Origin of the sequence: Paracoccus binzhouensis, from assembly GCF_016446475.1 — a bacterium.
In the GTDB taxonomy this organism is placed as follows: domain Bacteria; phylum Pseudomonadota; class Alphaproteobacteria; order Rhodobacterales; family Rhodobacteraceae; genus Paracoccus; species Paracoccus binzhouensis.
The window spans coordinates 84,428-105,765 of sequence record NZ_JAEHFP010000001.1 but is presented as its reverse complement, the minus strand read 5'-3'; the positions used below and the strand labels follow the sequence as shown (position 1 = coordinate 105,765).

The following is a 21,338-nucleotide window of genomic DNA, read 5'->3' as shown; positions in this document are numbered from 1 at the left end:
GAAAGGAGCCGCGCAATGTCCGGACCCTGGAACGACTTCAACTCCGCCCAATCCAACACCAACGTCATCCCGAAGGGCACGCTCGCCAAGGTGCGGGCCTCACTGCGGCCCGGCGGCTACGACGACCCCTCGCAGGGCTGGACCGGCGGCTGGGCGCGCCGCGCCGCCACCGGCGCCGTCTATCTTGACGTCGAATATACGGTGCTCGAGGGGCCCTATGCCCGGCGCAAGATCTGGTCGCTGATCGGTCTCTACAGCCCCAAGGGCCCGGACTGGGCCAACATGGGGCGCGGCCTGATCCGCGGCATCCTCAACTCGGCGCGCGGCGTGTCGGACAAGGACAACTCGCCCGAGGCGCAGGCGCGCCGCCGGATCAACGGGTTCGGCGATCTCGACGGCGTTGAGTTCATCGCTCGTATCGACATCGGCACCGACACCAACGGCGAGGACAAGAACGAGATCCGCGCCGCCGTCACGCCCGACCATCGCGACTACGCCGCGCTGATGGGCGCGGTCGCGCCGCAGTTCGCCCCCGCCCCGGCGCAGGGCCACGCCCCGCAGCAGCCAACCACGGCCACCCAGCACACCCAGCCCGCCTCCGCCCCCGGCGCCGCCGGTCGGCCGAGCTGGGCGCAGTAAGGGGGATCCCGGCCATGCGCCTGCGCCCCCGCCAGAAAACCTTCGTCGAGCGCAGCGTGGCTGCGCTCGCCTCCCGCGGCAACACGCTGAGCGTGGCGCCCACCGGTGCGGGCAAGACCATCATGCTCTCGGCGGTCACCGGCGAGATGATCGGCGACGGCGCCAAGGCTTGCGTGCTGGCGCATCGCGACGAGCTGACAGCCCAGAACCGCGCCAAGTTCCAGCGCGTGGTGCCGGGCGTGGCCACATCGGTCATCGACGCCACAGAGAAGTCCTGGGGCGGTCAGGTCGCCTTCGCCATGGTGCCGACGCTGGCGCGGGCTTCGAACCTTGCCGACATGCCGCGCCTCGACCTGCTGGTCGTCGACGAGGCGCACCATGCCGTCGCCGACAGCTACCGCCGCATCATTGACCGGGTGCGCGAGGCCAATCCCGACGCCCGGATCTTCGGGGTCACAGCGACGCCGAACCGGGGCGACAAGAAGGGCCTGCGCGAGGTTTTCGACAACGTCGCCGATCAGGTGCGGCTGGGCGAGCTGATCGCCTCGGGCCACCTGGTGCCGCCGCGCACCTTTGTCATCGATGTCGGTGTCCAGGACGAATTGCGGTCCGTCCGCAAGACCATGTCGGATTTCGACATGGCGGAGGTGGCGGGCATCATGGACCGCGCCCCCGTCACCGACGAGGTGATCCGCCACTGGAAGGAGAAGGCGGGGTCCGAAGGACGGCAGACCGTGGTGTTCTGCTCCACCGTCGCGCATGCCGAACATGTCACCGACGCGTTCAAAGCCGCGGGCGTGTCCGCCGCGCTGATCCACGGCGATCTGGCGGCCGAGAACCGCAAGGCGATCCTTGCCGACTACGCGGCGGGGGACATCCGCGTCGTCGTCAACGTGGCGGTGCTGACCGAGGGCTGGGACCATCCGCCCACCTCCTGCGTCGTGCTGCTGCGCCCCAGCTCCTACAAGTCCACGATGATCCAGATGGTCGGGCGCGGCCTGCGCACCGTCGACCCCGAGGAACACCCCGGCATCGTCAAGACCGACTGCGTCGTGCTGGATTTCGGGACGTCGAGCCTCATCCACGGCACGCTGGAACAGGATGTCGATCTCGACGGCAAGACCGAGACCGGTGAAGCGCCGACCAAGACCTGTCCGGCCTGCGATGCGGAGATCCCACTGGCCGCCACCGAATGCCCGCTCTGCGGCGAGGCGTTTCCGCGCGAGGAAGAAGAGGCCGGTGAAGGCGGCGGTGCCGCGCCGTTGTCGGGCTTCATGATGACGGAAATCGACCTGCTGAAGCGGTCCAGCTTCGCATGGGTCGACCTCTACGGCACGGACGACGCGCTGATGGCCACGGGCTTCGCGGCCTGGGGCGGGATCTTCTGGCTGGACGGGGTCTGGTACGCCATCGGCGGGGCGAAGGGCGAGCGCCCCCACCTGCTGGGTGTCGGCGAGCGCACCGTCTGCCTAGCGCAGGCCGATGACTGGCTGAACACCCACGAGACCGACGAAAGCGCCTTCAAGACCCGTTCCTGGCTCCGCCAACCGCCAACCGAAAAGCAGCTCCAATACCTGCCGCCCGAGTGCCGCCACGACTTCGGGCTGACGCGCTACCGCGCCTCCGCGCTGATGACCTTCGGCTTCAACAAGCGCGCCATCCGCCAGCTGATCGACACGGCGGCCTCTCCCGAACGGAGGGCGGCATGACCCATGGCACCCTCCACCCCCATCACGGCCGAGGACCGGCGGCGACTCTGGCATCCGCGTGGAACGCTCTGTGCTGTCTGCCGGCAACCCACCCGTGGTTTTGGCTGGTTCGATCCGCACCGGTCGAAGCGGCCCCGGCCCTCGGTCTGGTTCTGCTCGATGCCCTGCCAGTCCTTCTGGACGCGCTTGGCGCGGGAGCGTTTCGCCATGGTTGACCTGACCGAGGAAGAGCGCGCCGCGATCACCGCCACCATGAAGCGCGTGGCGCTGCTGATGGACGAGATCGGCTGGGCCACTCCGCTCGCCGACCTGACCGAGCCGCAGGTGCGCGCGCTGATCGAGGAAGCTGTCGAAGGCTTCCGTGAAGCCATGTCCGACATCGCCCGGGCGCAGACGCCGGAGGTGCCGTTTTGACCCTCGATTACAACCATCGCCCCAGCTTCGCCGACCGGGTCAACGCTGCCGTCGATCAGGCGCTCACCGCCGATCAGGCGACGCGTCCGCCGCGCGACTATCTCGGCGGCTCGCGCCTCGGCCATGCCTGCGAGCGCGCCTTGCAGTTCGAGTTCACGGCGACGCCGAAGGACGAGGGCCAGGACTTCAGCGGCCAGTCGCTGCGCATCTTCGCCATCGGCCACGCGCTCGAGGATCTGGCCGTCGCCTGGCTGCGCGGCGCGGGCTTCGACCTCTACACCCGCAAGGGCAACCGTACCGATGGTGGCCAGTTCGGCTTCTCGGTCGCGGGCGGGCGCATCCGCGGTCATGTCGACGGGATCATCGCTGCGGGGCCCGAGGGCTTCGGTCTGGCCGTTCCCGCTCTCTGGGAATGCAAGACCATGAACGCCAAGAACTGGCGCGCCTGCGTCAAGGACGGCGTGAGCAAGTCGAAGCCGGTCTACGCCGCCCAGATCGCGGTCTATCAGGCCTACATGGAAACCAGCGTGCCCGGCATCAGCGCCGCGTCCGCCGTGTTCACCGCGATCAACAAGGACACGGCCGAGATGCACCACGAACTGGTGCCCTTCGACGCCGATCTCGCGCAGCGCATGTCCGACCGGGGCGTGCGGATCCTGCAGGCGACCGACGCGGGCGAGTTGCTGCCGCGCATCGCCACCTCGCCCGACTTCTTCGAATGCCGCTTCTGCCCGTGGTCCGAACGCTGCTGGGGGCTGCCGGCATGAGCGACGACGGCATCCTGCATTTCAACCCATGGATGGACTTCAACGACGGGCCACCGTCCGAGAACCCCTTCGGTTGCGACCCCGACCCCGAGCAGATCGCCGTCTTCCTCGACACCGTGTTCAGCTGGTGCGAGGGGCTGATCCCGCTCCGCGGCTTCGTCGACAAGGGTCAGGGCCGGGATGGCAAGCCGCACAACATCTGGATCCCCGCCGACGACACCGCGCCGGGAAAGCTCGCGACCTTCGCCGCATGGGCCAACCGCGAGGGGGCGGCGGTCTACGTCATTCCCGGCACGGTCGAGGAACAGGGCCAGGCCCGCGCCGCCGACGTGCTGCAGATGCAGGCCATCGTCGTCGATCTCGATGCGGGCGACATCCCGGCCAAGCTGGACCATGTCACCCGCCACCTCGGCGCGCCCACGCTCATCATCGAAAGCGGCGGGCGCACGCCCGAGGGCGCCGCGAAGCTCCATGTCTGGTGGAAACTGACCGAGCCGGCCGAGGGCGAGGATCTGGTCACCCTTTGTCGCCTGCGGGGCGAGATCGCGGTGAAGGTCGGCGGCGATACGCATTTCCGCTCGGCGCATCAGCCGATCCGGGTGCCCGGCACCGTCTATCACAAGCACGGCCATCAGCGCCTCGTGCAGATCCGCGAACATCGCGACGTCGAGGTGGATCTCGTGGATTTCGCCGAACGGGTCGCCGAGATGCCGCCGCTGCCGGGCGTGGGCTTCGCCAGCGACGTTGCCGCACCAGCATCGAAGCCGGGCATCGACGCGGTGCTTACCACGCCGGTGCGCGAAGGCGCGGTGGACGACTGGTCCCGCTTCCAGGGGGCCAGCGCCGCCATCGGCCACTACGTGCGCCTGGTGCACGAGGGCCGCCTCGACCCCTTCGCGGGCTGGGAGGCGATCTGCGGCTACAACGCCGCCATGCTGCGCCCGGCCTGGCCGCTCGATCGGCTGCAGGCCGAGTCCGAACGCCTCTGGGCGCTGCATGTGAAGCGCAACGGTCCGCCGCTCCTGCGCGCGGCCAACGCGGGTGCACCGGCCAGCCCGCTGCCGACCTTCACCCTCGGCGCTCTGCTCGACGACACGAGCCCCATGCCCGAGGACATCATCGGTCCCCGCGTGCTGACCCCGGGCGGGCTCCTGGTGCTAGGCGGCGCGCCGAAGGTCGGCAAGAGCGACTTCCTGATCTCCTGGCTCGTCCACATGGCCGCTGGCGTGCCGTTCCTCGGCTTCACGCCACCCCGGCCGCTGCGCGAGTTCTACCTGCAGGCCGAGATCCAGTATCACTACCTGCGCGAGCGCATGCAGCAGATCGCGCTGCCCGCCGCCGTGATCGCCGCCGCGCGCGACACCTTCATCGCCACGCCGAAACTGAAGCTGCTGCTCGACGCGGAGGGCGTCGCCCGCGTGGCCGAGGCGATCCGGGCCGCATTCGCCGACGCGCCGCCCGATATCATCGTCATCGACCCGATCCGCAACCTCTTCGACGGCGGTCCCGAAGGCGGTGGCGAGAACGACAACACCGCCATGATGTTCTTCCTGAAGGACCGGGTGGAGCTTCTCCGCGAGGCGGTCAATCCGGATGCGGGCGTCATCCTCGCCCACCACACCCGCAAGGCCAGCAAGCACCAGGTCAAGGACGATCCTTTCCTTGCCCTCTCCGGCGCCAGCGCGCTGCGGGGCTTCTACACCTCGGGACTGCTCATGCATCGGCCAGACGAGGACAGTTCCGTCCGCAGGCTGGAGATCGAGCTGCGGAACGGCCCCGCGCTGCCGGGCAAGCTGATCGACAAGGTGAAGGGCGAATGGGTCGAGCTGAACCCGATGAACGAGCGCCTGGTGCGCAAGGAGGTCGGCACCAAACTCGATGCCGAACGGCTCCGCAAGCACGATGTCATCCTCGGCATGCTGCTGGATGAGGCGGCGAGCGAGCGCCTGTACACCGCCATGCAGTTCGCCGAGACCTTCGAGAACCGGGGCGGTCTGGGCAGCAAGCATACGATCCGCGAGCGCCTCAGCGTGCTGGCGACCAAGGGCTTCGTGAAGTTCCTGCGCGATCCCTCGGGGTTCGGCTTCCCCGTCACCCGGTCCCGGTTCGGCTACCTCTGCGTCGAGGGCATGCAGTTCGGCGCACCCGCCGATCATGTCGATCCGGCCACCGGCGAGGTCACCACAACCGCCCGTCCGGTCCTGCCCAGCCACTTCAAATGCCCCCAGTCCGGGCTCTGCCTGCAGGTCGAAAACCCCGCAGTCTGGGTCTACCCGGAGGGGCTTGAGGACGACCTAACTCATATGAGTGAGGCCTGACTCATATGACAGCGCCAACTGTGCACTCAACGAAATCAATGGGTTACGGGCAAATAAGAGTTAGGTCCCTGACTCATGCCCGAAGACTTCATGAAGTCTTATTCCGCAATGATTTCAGCCACTTGTCCTCCTCGGAACAGTTAGGTGTCAAACCCCCATACTTCGTATGGGAGGGCCACCCCACAGGGTTGGCCACTCCTCCCATACGTCCGGGCCAGCCGCGCGCGCCGCCGTGACGGTCTGTTGTGCTTTCCGATCCGACGACGGCGGCCCCGTACCGCCAAGCACCAGACCGCCGTCGTCTTCCACCACCATAGGCCACCGGCAAAGGAGACCCATCATGGCTCAGCCGACTCTGATCCCCAATTGCGACGGCGCAAGGTTTGAATCGCTGCCGCTCGACACGCCCCGCAACCGCTGCATCCTCGCGCTCGACCTCGGCACCGCGACTGGCTGGGCGATCCGCGGCCATGACGGTCTGGTCACCAGCGGCACCGTCTCGCTGCGCCCCGGCCGCTTTGATGGCGGCGGCATGCGCTACCTGCGCTTCACCAATTGGCTGACCGAGATCGACCGGCTGTCCGGTCCTGTCGCCGCGATCTGGTTCGAGGAGGTGCGCCGCCATGCGGGCACCGATGCCAGCCACATCTACGGCGGGCTCATGGCCACGCTGACCGCATGGGCCGAGCTGCGCGGCGTGCCCTACGCGGGCGTCCCGGTCGGCACGATCAAGCGTCATGCCGCTGGCAAGGGCAACGCCGACAAGGCCGCCATGGTCGCCGCCGTCCGCGCCCGCGGCTTCAGCCCGGCCGACGATAACGAGGCCGACGCCATCGCGATCCTGCTCTGGGCGATCGAGACGAAGGGAGGTGTCGCATGAGATGGCATCCCCACGGTTACGGCGGTCGCCGCCGGGATCCCGAGCAGGTCAAGCGCGAGGGCTGGCACGAACAGGGCGTCCTCGCGGTCTCCGCCGATGACGACCGCCTCACCTGGCCCGAGCGTGAACTGGTCCGCCAGCTCGGCGAGAAGCTCTACGGCCCTCGTCCTTCCGACAGCGAGGCGCGCCATGGCTGATCGCGAATGGACCGCCGACTGCGTCGCCGATCATTTCGAGGAGGCGTTCCGCACCCTGCGCAAGCTGCCGCCGGTCAAGGCGCAGGGCTACTTCAACACCTGGCCCGACATCGTGCGGACCAGCCGCGAGATCGCGGCGATGGAACCCCAGCCGATGCGGATCTGGCCCTCGGCCGCCGCGATCACCCGGCTCGAGCAGACCTTCGACTGGGTGCTCTGGATCGAGGAGGCGGAGCGCAAGCTGGTCTGGTCGCGCGCGGCCCGTGTGCCGTGGAAGCAGATCAGCGGGGAACTGGGGTGCGACCGCACGACCGCATGGCGGCGCTGGCAGTTGGCGCTGACCAAGATCGCTGCGCGGCTGAATGCGCAGTGACTCCAATGTGTTGCAACACTTTTTCCTTCGACATCTGCAACAGATCCGTGCTATTCCGAAGGCAAGATGGGGAGAGTGCGCTGGAAAGCTCGCTCTCCCCTTTGCGTTGACGGGGGCCACCTGGACCCCGGTATCCAGCGAGGGTCCGGCCGGGGTCCACCCCGAGGCAGTTTCCGGTTCCTTCCTGGCGAGATTCGTATGCTGGCGGGCGAAGCGCGGCGCATCGCCAGCGACAGGGCCGGATTTTTGGGAAGCCACCCCGGCCGGAAGCCACCACGTAACCTGAAATAACAACGCAATAACAGCGCCTTGGCTGGTGGATTCCGGGGTGGATACCCTGGACTCCGGAATCCAGCTGGAAGCCGGTGGACTCCACCGAACCGGGGTCCACCCCGCCATCATCGACAGGATTCCTCATGACCCTCGCCTTCGCCCCCGAGCGGATCGAGCAGTGGCCGCTTGCGCGCCTGCAGCCCTACGCGAAGAACGCGAAGCTGCACGGTGCCGACCAGGTCGCGAAGCTCGCCGCCAGTATGGCCGAGTTCGGCTGGACCGTGCCCTGCCTTGTGGGCGAGGACGGCGAGCTGATCGCGGGCCATGGCCGGGTGCTGGCCGCGACACAGCTTGGCCTGAACGAGGCACCGGTGATCGTGCTGGGGCATCTGACCGAGGCGCAGCGGCGGGCCTATCGGATCGCGGACAACAAGCTGACCGAACTCGGCAGCTGGGACGAGGCGCTGCTGTCGGCGGAACTGAACGAGCTGCTGGCGGAAGATTTCGACCTGTCGCTGGTCGGCTTCTCCGACGGCGAACTCGACAAGTTGTTGGCCTTCGTGCCGGAAGAGGACGGGCAAGAAGGTGGCGCCGGGGGCTCCGTGCCGCCGGTGACCATTCCCGAACCGCCGCGCAATCCGGCTTCGCGGACGGGCGATCTCTGGATCCTCGGCGACCACCGGCTTCTGTGCGGCGACAGCACCAGCCACGACGACGTGCGCCGGCTGATGAATGGTGAACGGGCGGTGCTGTTCGCGACCGACCCGCCGTACTTGGTGGACTACGACGGCTCGAACCATCCAACACGCAACAAGGACTGGAGTCAGAGCTACGGCGTCACCTGGGACGACAGCTCGCAGGGGGCCGATCTCTACGACGGCTTCATCGCGGCGGCCGTGGCGGAAGCCATCACCGAGGACGCCGCATGGTATTGCTGGCACGCCTCACGTCGTCAGGCGATGCTGGAAGCCTGCTGGGAAAAGGCCGGGGCCTTCGTCCACCAGCAGATCATCTGGGTGAAGGACCGCGGCGTCCTGACCCGCTCCCATTACCTCTGGAAGCACGAGCCTTGCTTCATGGGCTGGCGCCGCCCCAACCGCCCGCCGAAGGTGGCCGAGCAGACGCTGCCCTCGACATGGGAGATGCCGTCCTTCGCCAAGGACGAGCGCCCCGACCACCCGACGCCGAAACCGCTCGACGCCTTCGGAATTCCCATGCGCCAGCACGTGGCGCGGGGCGGCCTCTGCTACGAGCCGTTCTCGGGCTCCGGATCGCAGATCATGGCGGGCGAGGCCAATGGCCGCCGCGTCTTCGCGATGGAGATCAGCCCGGCCTATGTCGATGTCGCCGTCGAACGCTGGCAGGCAGACACGGGGCGCGAGGCGATCCTCGATGGCGATGGCCGGAGCTTCGCAGCCGTAAGGGCCGAGCGGCTGGGCGAGGACACAGACACCGACGCTGCCGCCTGATGGCCGTCTATTACAACGATTCCGACCCCGCCGCCTGCGCCTGGCTGCGGGACCTCATCGCCGCCGGCCACCTTCCGGCTGGCGAGGTGGACGAACGATCCATTCTCGACGTGGAGCCGTCCGACCTGCGGGGTTTTACGCAATGCCATTTCTTCGCCGGGATCGGCGGCTGGCCCCATGCGCTGCGCCTTGCCGGCGTGGCCGAGGACCGGCCGGTCTGGACCGGATCGCCGCCCTGCCAGCCGTTCAGCCAGGCCGGGCAGCGCAAGGGACAGAACGATGACCGCCACCTCGCACCCGCATTCCTGCGCCTCGTTGCCGCCTGCCGTCCGGACCTCGTCTTCGGCGAGCAGGTCGCCAGCGCGGCGGTGCTCGGCCCATCTGGCCGAACGGCTGGAACAGCGGCTGAGGGCACGGCTGACTGGGCGTGGTTCGACGCTCTGGCGACTGACTTGGAAGCGGCATCTTACGCCGTCGCGGCGGCCGATCTGCCGGCTGCGTGCATCGGCGCCCCGCATATCCGCCAGCGGCTGTTCTTCGGCGCCGTCGCAATGGAACCCGGCGATAGCTGGCTGGGCCACGGCCTCGGCGCGGGACCACAAGGACGGATCGGAATGTCCGGCGGTGCCGATCAACGCGCTGCTGGGGAGGCAGGTCTGGCTGGCAGGCTGGCCGACACCGATGGCAGGGACACCGGCTACGGAGCGCTACAACGCGGCCGGCAACACCGATGCCAGCCGCAGGACGGTGAAGTTGTTGACCTGGACGGACCCCTCGTCAATCCCGCCGGGGCCGGCGCGACGGACGGCGTCTGGCGAGACCCTGACTGGCTCCGCTGCCGGGACGGACGCTGGCGACCGGTTGAGCCCGGAACATTCCCGCTGGCTGATGGGATACCCGGCCGCATGGGGCTGCTCAGGGGCTACGGCAATGCGATCGTGCCGCCGCTCGCGGCGGAGTTCGTGACGGCCTTTCTGGAATGCCTGTCGGAGGGATTGCGATGCAGCAGAGCCGCCTGATGTCCTTGGCCGAATCCGTGACGAATGTCGTGATCGGCTATGTGCTGGCCATCGCCACGCAGATCGTCGTGTTCCCGTGGTTCGGGATCGAGACCGGCCTAGGTGAGCATCTGACCATCGGCCTTGCGTTCGTCGGCATCTCTCTGGCACGTGGGTTCCTGCTGCGGCGTCTGTTCGAGGCGATCCGGATGCGGAGCGCCAGATGAGCAACCGCCGACCCCGAGGGACGGCGGTCGTTTTCTCATCGGGTCCGCGTGCGTCAAGCGGCGGGCAACTTGTAGACCCGTCCGCGCCCCTCGACCTTCTCGGAGGTGACTTCGAGCCCCAGCTTTTTCTTCAGCGCCCCGGCCATCGCGCCCCTCGTCGTGTGAGGCCTCCACTGCAGGGCGGCGGAAATCTCGTCGATGGTCGCGCCATCCGGCGCGCGCAGCATGGCAATCAGGGTGGCCTGCTTGGTGCCCTCGCGCGGTGCGCGCGCCTTGGGCGCGGCTTCGGGTCCGGTGGGGGTGTCCGGCGCCGGCTCTTCGGTCGGCGCGTCCGTCGCCCCCGCAGGCGCGGTGTCCGCGTCCTCGGGCTCGATTCCGATTGCGGCGAGGCCTGCGTCGGTGGCGACCAGCGTGACGCCATGGCCGTCGCCGGTCTCGCGCCAGACGGACTCACCCTTGCGCAGATCAGTGTCGACCTCTTCGAGGAAGCCCTTGGTGAGCATCGCGCTGATCACCTTGGCGGCGGCGCCACCCCGCAGGCTCTCGGGCAGCGGCAAGGCGATGCGGTCCTCGCGCTGTGCGGCGGCACTGAGGATGATGGCTTGAGTGTCGGAAAGCTGGGTCATCGTCGTCTCCCGTATCGGGGCGCGCGGAATGCGGGCCCTTCTACGAGGCCGAGCCCGCCAGTCGGCGGGCGGGACCGGGAGCGGGTCGTCTCACTCGGCGTGTTCGCCTTCGCTGAAGGCCATGTCGGTGATCTCGCGCAGCTTGGCGCGGTAGTGGTTCAGGGTGCCGACATGGCCCCAGTTGATCTCGTCGGGGCTGGTCTCGAAATGGTCCGCGCTGAGGGCGGCGAGGCGTTCCAGCATTGCGTCGATCTCGGTCTTCGCGGCGATGAAGGCGTCGAGGGCTTTCGTGTTGTCGGTCGCGCGGCGGGTCATCGGGCTGGCTCCGTGGTGAGTTGCATCGTCCTTCTGGAGACACGTTCCCTCTGTCCGCGACGCTTATCAACTCGATAAGCGCATGAATCTGAATGACAATCGGAGCCGTCGATGCAGGGCATGAGCGAGCGCCAGTACGCCGCGCATGTCGGGTTGTCGCGTGGCGCGATCCAGAAAGCGAAGACGGCCGAGCGGCTGGTCCTTTATCCCGACGGCAGCATCAACGCAGCTGCCAGCGACGCGAGGCGTTCCGAGACGACGGACCCGTCAAAGACCCGCAAGCCGCCAGCGCCGAAGCTGAAGCCGGTCCCCGAGGCGGCGGTGGCCGCGGTCGGAGACACGCTCCGCGAACAGGGGCTGGCGGTCCCGGCGGTCGGCGGCGGCACGACCTTCCTGCAGGCGAAGACCGCGAACGAGGTGCTGAAAGCGCAGGAGCGGCGCATCCGTCTGCAGAAGCTGAAGGGAGAGTTGATCGAGCGGGCCCGCGCGCTGGCGCTGGTGTTCCGGCTGGCGCGGGAGGAACGGGACGCATGGGTGACGTGGCCCGCGCGTGCGGCGGCGCTGATGGCGGCCGAGCTCGGTGTCGAGCCTGCCGCGATGCAGAAGGTCCTGGAGAAACATGTACGCGCCCACCTCGACGAACTCGCCGAGGTCCGGCCCGACTTCCGGTGACGATGATAGCCTGACGGACTTCGACGGCGCGGGCGAGATCCTGCGCGCCTGGGGCAACGGGCTGCGGCCCGACCCGGACCTGACCGTTTCGGAATGGGCGGACCGGCACCGGATGCTCTCGGGCCGCGCATCGGCCGAGCCCGGACGATATCGCACGGTGCGCACGCCCTACATGCGCGAGATCATGGACCGGCTGTCGCCCGGCGATCCGACCCAGCGGATCGTGTTCATGAAGGCCGCGCAGGTCGGCGCGACCGAGGCCGGGAACAACTGGATCGGCTTCGCCATCCACCAGGCGCCGGGCCCGATGCTCGCGGTCCAGCCGACGGTGGAACTGGCCAAGCGCAACTCGCGCCAGCGGATCGACCCGCTGATCGACGAGAGCCCCGAGCTGCGGGAGCGGGTGAAACCCGCGCGCTCCCGCGATGCGGGCAACACGATGCTGTCCAAGGAATTCGCGGGCGGCATCCTGATCATGACAGGCGCGAACTCGGCGGTCGGGCTGCGCTCGACGCCCGCGCGGTACATCTTCCTCGACGAGGTCGACGCCTATCCCGCGTCCGCTGACGAGGAAGGCGACCCGGTCACGTTGGCCGAGGCGCGGTCGCTGACCTTCGCCCACCGGCGCAAGGTGTTCCTTGTGTCCACGCCCACCATCCGGGGGCTGTCGCGCATCGAGCGCGAGTTCGAGGCGTCCGACCAGCGAAGGTTCTTCGTGCCATGCCCGCATTGCGGCGCGATGCAGTGGCTGAAGTTCGACCGGCTGCGCTGGCAGAAGGGCCGTCCGGAGACGGCGGAGTATCACTGCGAGGGCTGCGAGACGCCCATCGCCGAACACCACAAGACGGCGATGCTGGAGGGCGGCGAATGGCGGGCGACCGCCACGGCCGCCGATCCGACCACGGTCGGGTATCACCTCTCGGCGCTCTACTCGCCGATCGGCTGGCTGAGCTGGGAGCGGATCGTGCGGGCATGGGACGCGGCGCAGGGGTCCGACGAGGCGATCAAGGCGTTCCGCAACACGATCCTCGGCGAGACATGGGTCGAGACCGGCGAGGCTCCAGACTGGCAGCGGCTCTACGACCGCCGCGAGCGCTGGACATCCGGCACGGTGCCAGCTGGCGGGTTGTTCCTAACCGCCGGGGCCGATGTGCAGAAGGACCGGATCGAGGTCGATGTCTGGGCCTGGGGCCGCGGGCTCGAAAGCTGGCTCGTCGATCACGTCGTAATCGAGGGCGGGCCGGATCGGCATGACGCCTGGTCGGAACTTACCTCGCTGCTGGACCGGTCCTGGCCGCACGAGCGCAACGCGCATCTTCGGATCGCGCGGCTGGCCATCGACACCGGCTACGAGGCCCCGGCGGTCTATTCCTGGTCGCGGGCGCAAGGCTTCGCGCAGGTGTCGCCGGTGAAGGGGGTCGAGGGGTTCAACCGCTCGAGCCCGGTCTCGGGCCCGACCTTCGTCGACGCGACCGAGGGCGGCAAACGCCTGCGTCGCGGAGCCCGGCTCTGGACCGTGGCGGTGTCGACCTTCAAGGCCGAGACCTACCGCTTCCTGCGGCTGGCGCGGCCGACCGAGGAAGACACGGCAGACGGGGCGGCGTTCCCGCCCGGCTCGGTGCACCTGCCGCACTGGGTCGAGAACGAATGGCTGAAGCAGTTCGTGGCCGAGCAGTTGGTGACGGTGCGTACGAAACGCGGCTTTGCCCGGCTCGAATGGCAGAAGCTCCGCGAGCGCAACGAGGCGCTGGATTGCCGGGTCTATGCCCGCGCCGCCGCCTGGATCGCGGGCGCGGACCGCTGGTCTGAGGCGAAATGGCGCGACCTCGAGGATCAGCTCGGGGCGGCCCCCACCGACACCGATCCCGCCGGACAGATCAACCGGCCGGGACAGGCCCCGCAAGGCAAGCGCCGCTCCGACTGGTTCGGGCGGCGTGGAGGATGGTTTTGAACATGACCGACTGGACGGAAACCGAGCTCTCGGCGTTGCGCAGGGCCTATGCCAGCGGCACGACCCGGGTCAGCTACGACGGCAAGTCGGTGGATTACGGTTCGGCCGAGGATCTGCTGGCCCGCATCCGGACCATCGAGCGCGCCATCGCGGGCGTCAGCCGACCGCTGCCGGTGGCGGGGCTGGCGGGCTTCTCGCGCGGGGATCGATGATGTCGGCGACCTGGTTCGATCACGCCATCGCCACGGTGGCGCCGCGCATGGCCGCCCGCCGCGTGATGGCGCGTCAGGCGTTCGAGACCCTGACGCGGGGCTATGACGGCGCGGCGCGCGGGCGGCGGACCGAGGGCTGGCGCGCGCCGGGATCCTCCGCCGACACCGAGATCGGCGTTGCCGGGGCGCTGCTGCGCGACCGAATGCGCGATCTGGTGCGCAACAACCCGCACGCGGCGAAGGCTGTGGCGGTGCTGGTGAACAACATCATCGGCGCGGGCATCATGCCGCGCGCCGCCAGCGGCGACGACAAGCTGGACCGGAAGGTCGATGCGCTCTTCGAACGCTGGACGGCGGACTGCGACGCCGATGGCCAGCTTGACTTCTATGGCCTGCAGACGCTGATCTGCCGGGAGATGGTCGAGGCGGGCGAGGTTCTGGTGCGCCGCCGCCTGCGGCGCGCGAGCGACGGCCTGCCGGTGCCGCTGCAATTGCAGGTGCTGGAAGCCGACTTCCTCGACGCCACCAAGTCCGGAGCCCTCGGCGCAGGGCGCCTCGTGCAGGGGATCGAGTTCGACCCGGTCGGGAAGCGCCGGGCTTACTGGCTGCATGCCGAGCATCCGGGCGACGCCTACGGGGCCTTGCAGAACGGGTTGCAGAGCCGCCCGGTCCCCGCGACCGAGATCGCCCATGTCTACGAGAAGCAGCGCACGCAAGCGCGCGGCGTCCCCTGGGGCGCGCCGGTGATCCGGTCGTTGCGTGATCTCGACGACTATGAAGTGGCCGAACTGGTTCGCAAGAAGACCGAGGCCTGCGTCACCGCCATCGTCTTCGGCGACGACGAGGCGCAGCAGGGTATCGCGCCCACGGTAGTCGACGCCGATGGCAACCGGGTGGAACAGTTCGAGCCGGGGCTGATCGCCTATGCCCGCGGCGGCAAGGACATCCGCTTCAACCAGCCGTCGGCCACCGGCGGCTACGGCGAATACAAGCGCGCGAGCCTGCACACGATCTCGGCAGGCTTCCGCGTGCCCTACGAGCTGCTGACGGGGGACCTGTCCCAAGTGAACTACTCCTCGATCCGGGCGGGTCTCGTGGAGTTCCGCCGCCAGATCGACGCCGTCCAATGGCAGCTGTTCATCCCGATGTTCTGCGCCCCGGTGTGGCGGTGGTTCACGGAAGCCGCATGGGCGGCGGGGCAGATCCCGTCGCCGATCGTGCCTGTGGAATGGTCGCCGCCGAAGTTCGAGGCGGTCGATCCGCAGAAGGACGCGATGGCGAACCTGCTGTCCATCCGCTCGGGCACCATGACGCTGGCCGAGGTGATCGCCCGGCAGGGCCGCAACCCCGACGCCGTGCTGGCCGAGATCGCGGCGACCAACGCCAAGCTCGACGCGCTGGGGTTGGTCCTCGACAGCGACCCTCGCCGCGTCACCAAGACCGGCAGCGCGCAGACCGGCGATCCGGCGACCGATACCGCTGCCGACGACACCAACGCCAACGATCCCTCCGCCGACGCGGAAACCAATCCGGCGCAGGCCGACCAACAGGACTGACCTTCATGGACACGATGATCGAACTGCCGGCCATGCGCCGGTCGGCGGAGCTTGCGCCGAACACGGCCGATGCCGACAGCCGCACCGTCGAGGTGGTCTGGTCGGCCGGGGCCCGCGTCCGCCGCGCGACCTTCTTCGGCGAGCCCTATGACGAGGAGCTGAGCCTCGATCCCGCCCATGTCCGCCTCGACCGACTGAACGCGGGCGCGCCGTTCCTGAAGGTGCACGAGCTCGACACGCTCGACGCGGTGATCGGCTCGGTCGTACCGGGTTCGGCGCGGATCGAGAACGGCCGCGGCATCGCGCTGGTGCGGATCAGCGAACGCGCCGATGTCGAGCCGATCTGGCGCGACATCCAGGCTGGGCACATCCGCGCGGTCTCCATCGGCTACCAGGTCCACCGCTTCGAGGTCTCGAAACCCGAGGCCTCCCGCGAACTCTGGCGCGCCGTCGACTGGACGCCCTTCGAGGTCTCCGCCGTCGCGGTCGGGGCCGACCCAGCAGCGGGCTTCCGCGCCCAGCATCCCCTTCACGACTGCGTCCTTCACCGCCGGGACGCCCCTTCAAGCACGAAAGGACCGACCCCGATGACGAACAAGACCCAGACCCCGGCGAGCGACGCCGCAACCCCCGCCAACACCCAGCCGACCGAGCCGGTCGAAACCGAGGACACCGCCATGACCGAGCCGAAAGCGGCTGCGCCCGAACCGAACGTCGCGGCCAGCGAACCGAAGGTCCAAGCAAGTGAGACGCGCAGCCAGCCGAAGACGCAGGCAACTCCCGCGCCCGACACCGAAGTCGTCGCGACCCGCGCCCGAGAGGCCGAACGAGACCGCGTCTCCACCATCTACGATCTGGCCGGGCGGCTGAACCTCGAGCGCGGCTTCGCCGAGGATCTGGTCAAGCGCGGCGTCAGCGTGGACGAGTCCCGCCGCCTGATCCTCGATCAGGTCGCCGCCAAATCCGACGAGACCCGGACCTTCCCCCATGTCTCCGTGACCCTCGGCGGCCGGGACGAACACATCACCCGCCGCGACGCGGTGGCGAACGCGCTCCTGCACCGCTACAGCCCGACGCTGTTCCAGCTGGAGGACGCCGCCCGGCAGTATCGCGGCATGACCCTGCTGGAACTGGCCCGCGAAAGCCTCGGCAACGCCGGGGTCAACACGCGCGGCCTGTCGCGCGACGAGGTGGCGACGCGCGCGCTGCATTCGACCTCGGACTTCCCCGAGATCCTGTCGGCCGTCACCAACAAGACGCTGCGGCAGGCCTACGAGGCCTATCCCCGCACCTTCATGCTGTTCTGCCGCCAGGTGCTGGCGACGGACTTCAAGGCCATGCATCGGGCCCAGCTCGGTGAGGCCCCGCAGCTGCTGGAAGTCGGCGAGAGCGGCGAGTTCAAGCGCGGCACGCTCGGCGAGAGCAAGGAGAGCTACAAGGTCAAGACCTATGGCCGGGTGGTCGCCATCACCCGCCAGACGCTGATCAACGACGATCTCGACGCCTTCACCCGTATCCCGGCGATGTACGGAAACTCCATCGCTCAGCTGGAGTCGGACGTGGTCTGGGGGATCATCACCGCCAACCCGGCGATGGCCGACGGCAACGCGCTGTTCCACACCACCCACAAGAACCTCGCGGGAACCGGCGCGGCGCTCGACGTGAGCAGCGTCGGCGCGGCCCGTGCCGCCATGGCCAAGCAGACCGGGCTCGACAAGAAGACGGTGCTGAACGTTCGGCCCGCGTTCCTGATCGTGCCCGCCTCGCTCGAACTGAAGGCCGAGCAGCTGGTCGCCCAGAACCTCGTGCCCGCCGCGACGTCCAGCGTGGTGCCGCAGTCGATCCGCACCCTCGCGCCGATCAGCGAGCCCCGGCTCGACGCCGCCAGCGAGACCGCCTGGTATCTGGCGGCCAGCCCGAACCAGATCGACACCATCGAGTACGCCTATCTCGAGGGTCAGCAGGGCGCCTACATCGAGACCCGCAACGGCTTCGACGTCGATGGGGTCGAGATCAAGTGCCGCCTCGACTTCGGCGCCAAGGCCATCGACTGGCGCGGCCTCTACAAGAACCCGGGCGCGTAAACCGCGCTTCCTGAACTCTGACACACGGGCGGTCCTGACGGGCCGCCCTTCGTCTTTCCACGAGGATCCCCATCATGAAAACCTACGTCCAGCCCGGCAACACCATCACCCTGACCGCGCCCTATGCCGTCGCCTCCGGCGATGGCCTGCTCGTCGGCTCCATCTTCGGCATCGCCGCGGGTGCCGCCGCCATTGGCGAGCCCGTCGAGACCGCGCTCGTCGGCGTGTTCGACATCACCAAGGTCGGCTCCCAGGCGTGGACGGTTGGCGCCAAGGTCTATTGGGACGACACCAACAAGCGCACCACGACCGTCGCGACCGACAACACCCTCATCGGCGCGGCCGTCGAGGCGGTGGCGAGCGGCGCCGGCGACACCATCGGCCGGGTGCGCCTGAACGCGACGTTCTGATGAGCGCCTTCGCCGCCGCGCTCAGCGCGCTCTTCGCCGATCCGAACATCGGCCGGGATGCGGTCTACATCGCCGACGGCGGCGCGCCCGTGCTGGTGCGTGCCGTCGCCAGGCGCGCGGATGTCGTCTCCGACTTCGGGGATGCCCGGCTCTGGTCCGAGACCACGCGGATCGACCTGCGCGTCGCCGAGGTGGCGAACCCGCGCCCCGGCGACAGGATCGAGATCGACGGCGACGCCTTCCTCATTCAGGGCGAGCCGGTCCGTGACCGCGAGCGGCTGGTCTGGACCGTCGATCTGAGGCCCGCGTGATGGCCATGAAACTGAAGCTCGACATCGATCCCGACATCGTCGCGATGATGGCGGCGGAGGTGGCGGCCGGGGAGCGCGCCGTCACCGCCGCCATGCGCGAGGCCGGGAACGGGCTGAAGACCGCGTGGAGGCTGCAGATCACCGGCGCGGGGCTCGGCACACGGCTCGCCAACTCGATCCGGAGCCAGAACTTCCCTAGGTCGGGCGAAAGCCTGGACGCCGCAGCGCTGGTCTGGTCGAAGGCCCCGGTCATCGTGGGCGCACATGACACCGGACCGCTGATCCGCTCCAAGAACGGGTTCTGGCTGGCGATCCCGCTGCCTGCGGCGGGCAAGTCCCTCCGCGGCGGCCGGATCACGCCCGGCGAATGGGAACGCCGTCGCGGGCTGCGCCTGCGGTTCATCTATCGCCGGACGGGTCCGAGCCTGCTGGTCGCGGAGGGACGGCTGAACACGAAGGGCCAGGCGGTGGTATCCCGCTCGAAGACCGGCCGCGGCAAGGTCACCGCGCCGATCTTCCTGCTGGTGCCGCAGGTCAAGCTGCCGAAGCGGCTGGATCTCGCACGGGACGCGGACCGGGCGTTGGATGGTGTGCCAGGGCTGATCGTGGCGAACTGGGTGGAAGCGAGATAGTCAGGCACGCGCGGCGGCCTGTTCATTGCCGCGTGCCGAACGGCGGCGGCGGGGTTCCTCGATCTCACCAAGACCCTCGAGCGCCACCGGCGCCTTGCCGGGAAACTCGACCATGAGCTTCAGGCTGCCCCCCATGGCCTGCACATAGCTTGAAAGCGTCGAGAGCAGCAGATCGCTCTGGCGCTCGTATTTCGCGACCGTCGCCTGCTGAATGCCGAGGGTTTGGGCCAGTTGGACCTGCGTCAGATCCTTGGCCTTCCTAAGCTCCTGAAGCGTCAGATATTCGGTGTGGAGGCGGTCGGCCTCGGCCTCGACGCCCGCGCAACGGGCCGGTTCGAGTGCGGCCAGCTTGTCCTTCAGGGTCCGTGCCATGGTCCTCATCCTTTCCGGCTCAAGAGATGGCGGTCGAACCGCTCATCGGCCCGCGCGATCAGCTGCTTGTAGAAGCGCTTCTCGCTGCCACCTGACTTGTCCCCGCCGACGAGCAGGATCGCCTGCCGGTCGGGATCGAATGCAAAAGCGACGCGCCACACGCCATCAGCGGCGTTGCATCGCAACTCCTTCATGTTCGCATGTTTCGACCCGGTCAGGGTGTCGGCATGCGGGCGACCGAGCGATGGCCCCTCGCGCTCCAGAAGAAGGGCGCGGGCGAGGATTGCATCCTGCACCTCGGGCGAAAGTTCGTCGAACTCCGGCTCGAACTCCTCTGAAAACGAAACGGTCCACGGCATACGGTCCTCATGTCTTGGAAGCTATATAGCCTCGAAGCACTAATTTTGCAATAACGGTCCGAAGCGCACCCCACATGCCCACTCCCCGAGAAACCATCCTCACCGCGCTGCACGCGCGGCTTTCGGCGTTGCCCGCCACCGCGCTGCGGGGGGACGTGCTGCCCGAGCGCGTCCCGGCCGAGGGCTTGCTGATCCTGCGCGACGGCGAGCCGGGGGAGCCGGAAGTCACACTGTCGCCCTTGCGCTACCACTACCAACACCGCGCCGAAGTCGAGGCGGTCGTTCAGGGCGCCGCCAGTGATGCCGCCTTCGACACGCTGACCGCCAGCATCGGCACGGCGCTCGCCGCCGACCGGACGCTGGGCGGGCTCTGCGACTGGGTCGAGGCGGAAGCACCGCGGCCCGTCGATCTGCCGGTCGAGGGCGCGGCCAGCCTGAAGGCGGCGGTGATCTCGATCGTCTTGCATTACTCAACTGACGACCCGCTTGGGTGAACCTGCGGCCAGCCTGAAGGCCGCGTTCGGCGGGACGACAGTCCACTGGACTGTCGTCTGATTCGCCTCACTCCCGGTGGTGCTGCACTATTCCACGGCCGACCCGCTCGGCTGATTCAATCGACAACAGGAGTTGAGACATGGCACGAGCCCAAGGGGCGCGGGCGCAGATGGCGCTTGCGTTCGAGACCACGTTTGGCACGCCGCCCGCTGGCGGCTTCACCCGCATGCCTTTCGCCAGCACGTCGCTCGGCGCCGAGCAGCCGCTCTTGAACTCCGAGCTTCTCGGCTACGGCCGCGATCCGCTGGCGCCGATCAAGGACGCGGTGACGGCCGACGGCGATGTCGTCGTGCCGCTCGATGCCGAGGCCTTCGGGTTCTGGCTGAAGGCAGCTTTCGGCGCGCCGACGACGACCGGCACTGGCCCTTGGACGCACGAGTTCCAGTCCGGCGCCTGGACCCTACCGAGCCTCTCCATCGAGACCGGCATGCCGGAGGTGCCACGCTACGCGATGTATTCCGGCTGCGTGCTCGACCAGATCACCTGGCAAATGCAGCGCTCGGGGCTGCTTACGGCCACCGCGCGGCTGGTGGCACAGGGCGAGACGGTGGGAACGACGACCAGCGCCGGAACTCCGGCTGCGCTGGAGTTGAAGCGGTTCGGCCACTTCAACGGGTCGATCACGCGGAACGGCTCGGCCCTCGGCAACGTGGTCTCGGCCGACATCACCTATGCCAACAACCTCGACCGGATCGAGACCATCCGGTCGGACGGCCGTATCGACGGCGCGGACCCCTCCATCGCCGCGCTGACCGGCCGGATCGAGGTGCGCTTCGCCGACCAGACGCTGGTGACGCAGGCGATTAACGGCGAGGCCTGCGAGATGGAATTCGCCTACGTCCTGCCGTCCGGCGAGAGCTTCACCTTCACCGTGCACGCCGTCTACCTGCCGCGCCCCCGGATCGAGATTTCGGGACCGCAGGGCGTGCAGGCGACCTTCGACTGGCAGGCCGCGCGCGACAGCGTGGTCGGGCGGATGTGCACCGCAACCCTGATCAACGACATCGAGGTGTACTGAG

The 21,338-nt window shown here is 68.6% G+C and carries 25 protein-coding genes; 21 read left to right on the top strand and 4 right to left on the bottom strand.

The features are described from left to right. Positions 1-15: 15 nt before the first annotated feature. The 11 genes from I9P22_RS00510 (at position 16) to I9P22_RS00460 (ending at position 10,264) form a co-directional block, all read left to right on the top strand. A complete protein-coding gene (locus I9P22_RS00510; RefSeq protein WP_199257472.1) occupies positions 16-639 on the top strand; it encodes a hypothetical protein in 624 nt (207 codons plus the stop codon). Positions 640-653: 14 nt separating this feature from the next. Further along, positions 654-2,348, top strand: a complete 1,695-nt coding sequence (locus I9P22_RS00505) for a DEAD/DEAH box helicase (RefSeq protein WP_199257471.1) — start codon at positions 654-656, stop codon at positions 2,346-2,348. 207 nt (positions 2,349-2,555) lie between these two features. Then, entirely contained in the window at positions 2,556-2,762 is a 207-nt protein-coding gene (locus I9P22_RS00500) for a DUF6511 domain-containing protein (RefSeq protein WP_050474573.1), read from the top strand. Beyond that, positions 2,759-3,529, top strand: coding sequence for a PD-(D/E)XK nuclease family protein (locus I9P22_RS00495; RefSeq protein WP_199257470.1), 771 nt, complete (start codon positions 2,759-2,761; stop codon positions 3,527-3,529). Before I9P22_RS00500 ends, I9P22_RS00495 begins: the two co-directional genes overlap by 4 nt. Beyond that, on the top strand, positions 3,526-5,847 hold the full coding sequence (locus I9P22_RS00490) for an AAA family ATPase (RefSeq protein ID WP_233253106.1): 2,322 nt from the start codon (positions 3,526-3,528) through the stop codon (positions 5,845-5,847). The genes I9P22_RS00495 and I9P22_RS00490 overlap by 4 nt, the downstream gene beginning before the upstream one ends. Before the next feature lie 340 nt (positions 5,848-6,187). After that, complete coding sequence (locus I9P22_RS00485; RefSeq protein WP_233253105.1) at positions 6,188-6,727, top strand: hypothetical protein; 540 nt, start codon at positions 6,188-6,190, stop codon at positions 6,725-6,727. Beyond that, positions 6,724-6,924 (top strand): hypothetical protein, encoded by a 201-nt coding sequence (locus I9P22_RS00480; protein ID WP_199257468.1) that lies wholly within the window; start codon positions 6,724-6,726, stop codon positions 6,922-6,924. The genes I9P22_RS00485 and I9P22_RS00480 overlap by 4 nt, the downstream gene beginning before the upstream one ends. Further along, on the top strand, positions 6,917-7,297 hold the full coding sequence (locus tag I9P22_RS00475; protein ID WP_199257467.1) for a DUF6362 family protein: 381 nt from the start codon (positions 6,917-6,919) through the stop codon (positions 7,295-7,297). The genes I9P22_RS00480 and I9P22_RS00475 overlap by 8 nt, the downstream gene beginning before the upstream one ends. 416 nt (positions 7,298-7,713) lie before the next feature. Further along, positions 7,714-9,039 carry a site-specific DNA-methyltransferase gene (locus I9P22_RS00470; protein ID WP_199257466.1) on the top strand — a complete coding sequence of 442 codons (1,326 nt, stop codon included), beginning with the start codon at positions 7,714-7,716 and terminating at the stop codon, positions 9,037-9,039. Continuing rightward, a complete protein-coding gene (locus tag I9P22_RS00465; RefSeq protein WP_199257465.1) occupies positions 9,039-10,058 on the top strand; it encodes a DNA cytosine methyltransferase in 1,020 nt (339 codons plus the stop codon). The genes I9P22_RS00470 and I9P22_RS00465 overlap by 1 nt, the downstream gene beginning before the upstream one ends. Beyond that, entirely contained in the window at positions 10,040-10,264 is a 225-nt protein-coding gene (locus I9P22_RS00460; protein WP_089412756.1) for a DUF7220 family protein, read from the top strand. Before I9P22_RS00465 ends, I9P22_RS00460 begins: the two co-directional genes overlap by 19 nt. A gap of 53 nt (positions 10,265-10,317) precedes the next feature. Here I9P22_RS00460 and I9P22_RS00455 read toward each other — a convergent pair whose 3' ends face one another. Beyond that, on the bottom strand, positions 10,318-10,890 hold the full coding sequence (locus tag I9P22_RS00455) for a DUF3489 domain-containing protein (protein ID WP_199257464.1): 573 nt from the start codon (positions 10,888-10,890) through the stop codon (positions 10,318-10,320). 90 nt (positions 10,891-10,980) lie between these two features. Next, complete coding sequence (locus I9P22_RS00450; protein WP_085378164.1) at positions 10,981-11,205, bottom strand: hypothetical protein; 225 nt, start codon at positions 11,203-11,205, stop codon at positions 10,981-10,983. 111 nt (positions 11,206-11,316) lie between these two features. Here I9P22_RS00450 and I9P22_RS00445 point away from each other — a divergent pair, with 111 nt between their 5' ends. From I9P22_RS00445 to I9P22_RS00410, 8 genes are all read left to right on the top strand, one after another. Continuing rightward, the gene (locus I9P22_RS00445; protein WP_199257463.1) at positions 11,317-11,877 is read left to right on the top strand and encodes a hypothetical protein; all 561 of its coding nucleotides are present in this window, start codon (positions 11,317-11,319) and stop codon (positions 11,875-11,877) included. Next, positions 11,825-13,828, top strand: a complete 2,004-nt coding sequence (locus tag I9P22_RS00440; protein WP_199257462.1) for a phage terminase large subunit family protein — start codon at positions 11,825-11,827, stop codon at positions 13,826-13,828. The genes I9P22_RS00445 and I9P22_RS00440 overlap by 53 nt, the downstream gene beginning before the upstream one ends. A gap of 2 nt (positions 13,829-13,830) precedes the next feature. Then, a complete protein-coding gene (locus I9P22_RS00435; RefSeq protein WP_023851464.1) occupies positions 13,831-14,040 on the top strand; it encodes a phage head-tail joining protein in 210 nt (69 codons plus the stop codon). Then, a complete protein-coding gene (locus I9P22_RS00430; protein ID WP_199257461.1) occupies positions 14,040-15,596 on the top strand; it encodes a phage portal protein in 1,557 nt (518 codons plus the stop codon). The genes I9P22_RS00435 and I9P22_RS00430 overlap by 1 nt, the downstream gene beginning before the upstream one ends. A 5-nt stretch (positions 15,597-15,601) precedes the next feature. Continuing rightward, positions 15,602-17,680 (top strand): prohead protease/major capsid protein fusion protein, encoded by a 2,079-nt coding sequence (locus tag I9P22_RS00425; protein WP_199257460.1) that lies wholly within the window; start codon positions 15,602-15,604, stop codon positions 17,678-17,680. A gap of 74 nt (positions 17,681-17,754) precedes the next feature. Further along, positions 17,755-18,090, top strand: a complete 336-nt coding sequence (locus I9P22_RS00420) for a DUF2190 family protein (protein ID WP_062563543.1) — start codon at positions 17,755-17,757, stop codon at positions 18,088-18,090. Next, positions 18,090-18,401: a head-tail joining protein gene (locus tag I9P22_RS00415; protein ID WP_199257459.1), complete on the top strand. Its 312-nt coding sequence runs from the start codon at positions 18,090-18,092 to the stop codon at positions 18,399-18,401. The genes I9P22_RS00420 and I9P22_RS00415 overlap by 1 nt, the downstream gene beginning before the upstream one ends. Positions 18,402-18,406: 5 nt before the next feature. Further along, positions 18,407-19,033 (top strand): DUF6441 family protein, encoded by a 627-nt coding sequence (locus I9P22_RS00410; protein ID WP_199257566.1) that lies wholly within the window; start codon positions 18,407-18,409, stop codon positions 19,031-19,033. Here I9P22_RS00410 and I9P22_RS00405 read toward each other — a convergent pair whose 3' ends face one another. Both I9P22_RS00405 and I9P22_RS00400 read right to left on the bottom strand, forming a co-directional pair. Further along, entirely contained in the window at positions 19,034-19,405 is a 372-nt protein-coding gene (locus I9P22_RS00405) for a helix-turn-helix domain-containing protein (protein WP_233253104.1), read from the bottom strand. Between the two features lie 5 nt (positions 19,406-19,410). After that, positions 19,411-19,764 (bottom strand): type II toxin-antitoxin system RelE/ParE family toxin, encoded by a 354-nt coding sequence (locus I9P22_RS00400; RefSeq protein WP_199257457.1) that lies wholly within the window; start codon positions 19,762-19,764, stop codon positions 19,411-19,413. A gap of 74 nt (positions 19,765-19,838) precedes the next feature. Here I9P22_RS00400 and I9P22_RS00395 point away from each other — a divergent pair, with 74 nt between their 5' ends. Together I9P22_RS00395 and I9P22_RS00390 are read left to right on the top strand one after the other, a co-directional pair. Then, complete coding sequence (locus I9P22_RS00395; RefSeq protein WP_199257456.1) at positions 19,839-20,258, top strand: acyl-CoA transferase; 420 nt, start codon at positions 19,839-19,841, stop codon at positions 20,256-20,258. A 140-nt stretch (positions 20,259-20,398) separates the two neighbouring features. Beyond that, positions 20,399-21,337: a phage tail tube protein gene (locus tag I9P22_RS00390; RefSeq protein ID WP_199257455.1), complete on the top strand. Its 939-nt coding sequence runs from the start codon at positions 20,399-20,401 to the stop codon at positions 21,335-21,337. Position 21,338 lies beyond the last annotated feature (1 nt).

Bases quoted from the DNA above. Each gene is read 5' to 3' on its own strand.
- I9P22_RS00470 (WP_199257466.1), top strand. From the start codon at position 7,714: ATGACCCTCGCCTTCGCCCCCGAGCGGATCGAGCAGTGGCCGCTTGCG.
- I9P22_RS00455 (WP_199257464.1), bottom strand. From the start codon at position 10,890: ATGACCCAGCTTTCCGACACTCAAGCCATCATCCTCAGTGCCGCCGCA.
- I9P22_RS00460 (WP_089412756.1), top strand. From the start codon at position 10,040: ATGCAGCAGAGCCGCCTGATGTCCTTGGCCGAATCCGTGACGAATGTC.
- I9P22_RS00425 (WP_199257460.1), top strand. From the start codon at position 15,602: ATGGACACGATGATCGAACTGCCGGCCATGCGCCGGTCGGCGGAGCTT.
- I9P22_RS00410 (WP_199257566.1), top strand. From the start codon at position 18,407: ATGAAACTGAAGCTCGACATCGATCCCGACATCGTCGCGATGATGGCG.
- I9P22_RS00445 (WP_199257463.1), top strand. From the start codon at position 11,317: ATGCAGGGCATGAGCGAGCGCCAGTACGCCGCGCATGTCGGGTTGTCG.
- I9P22_RS00430 (WP_199257461.1), top strand. From the start codon at position 14,040: ATGTCGGCGACCTGGTTCGATCACGCCATCGCCACGGTGGCGCCGCGC.
- I9P22_RS00435 (WP_023851464.1), top strand. From the start codon at position 13,831: ATGACCGACTGGACGGAAACCGAGCTCTCGGCGTTGCGCAGGGCCTAT.
- I9P22_RS00400 (WP_199257457.1), bottom strand. From the start codon at position 19,764: ATGCCGTGGACCGTTTCGTTTTCAGAGGAGTTCGAGCCGGAGTTCGAC.
- I9P22_RS00510 (WP_199257472.1), top strand. From the start codon at position 16: ATGTCCGGACCCTGGAACGACTTCAACTCCGCCCAATCCAACACCAAC.
- I9P22_RS00485 (WP_233253105.1), top strand. From the start codon at position 6,188: ATGGCTCAGCCGACTCTGATCCCCAATTGCGACGGCGCAAGGTTTGAA.
- I9P22_RS00395 (WP_199257456.1), top strand. From the start codon at position 19,839: ATGCCCACTCCCCGAGAAACCATCCTCACCGCGCTGCACGCGCGGCTT.
- I9P22_RS00450 (WP_085378164.1), bottom strand. From the start codon at position 11,205: ATGACCCGCCGCGCGACCGACAACACGAAAGCCCTCGACGCCTTCATC.
- I9P22_RS00480 (WP_199257468.1), top strand. From the start codon at position 6,724: ATGAGATGGCATCCCCACGGTTACGGCGGTCGCCGCCGGGATCCCGAG.
- I9P22_RS00505 (WP_199257471.1), top strand. From the start codon at position 654: ATGCGCCTGCGCCCCCGCCAGAAAACCTTCGTCGAGCGCAGCGTGGCT.
- I9P22_RS00415 (WP_199257459.1), top strand. From the start codon at position 18,090: ATGAGCGCCTTCGCCGCCGCGCTCAGCGCGCTCTTCGCCGATCCGAAC.
- I9P22_RS00390 (WP_199257455.1), top strand. From the start codon at position 20,399: ATGGCACGAGCCCAAGGGGCGCGGGCGCAGATGGCGCTTGCGTTCGAG.
- I9P22_RS00500 (WP_050474573.1), top strand. From the start codon at position 2,556: ATGGTTGACCTGACCGAGGAAGAGCGCGCCGCGATCACCGCCACCATG.
- I9P22_RS00420 (WP_062563543.1), top strand. From the start codon at position 17,755: ATGAAAACCTACGTCCAGCCCGGCAACACCATCACCCTGACCGCGCCC.
- I9P22_RS00490 (WP_233253106.1), top strand. From the start codon at position 3,526: ATGAGCGACGACGGCATCCTGCATTTCAACCCATGGATGGACTTCAAC.
- I9P22_RS00440 (WP_199257462.1), top strand. From the start codon at position 11,825: ATGTACGCGCCCACCTCGACGAACTCGCCGAGGTCCGGCCCGACTTCC.
- I9P22_RS00405 (WP_233253104.1), bottom strand. From the start codon at position 19,405: ATGGCACGGACCCTGAAGGACAAGCTGGCCGCACTCGAACCGGCCCGT.
- I9P22_RS00465 (WP_199257465.1), top strand. From the start codon at position 9,039: ATGGCCGTCTATTACAACGATTCCGACCCCGCCGCCTGCGCCTGGCTG.
- I9P22_RS00475 (WP_199257467.1), top strand. From the start codon at position 6,917: ATGGCTGATCGCGAATGGACCGCCGACTGCGTCGCCGATCATTTCGAG.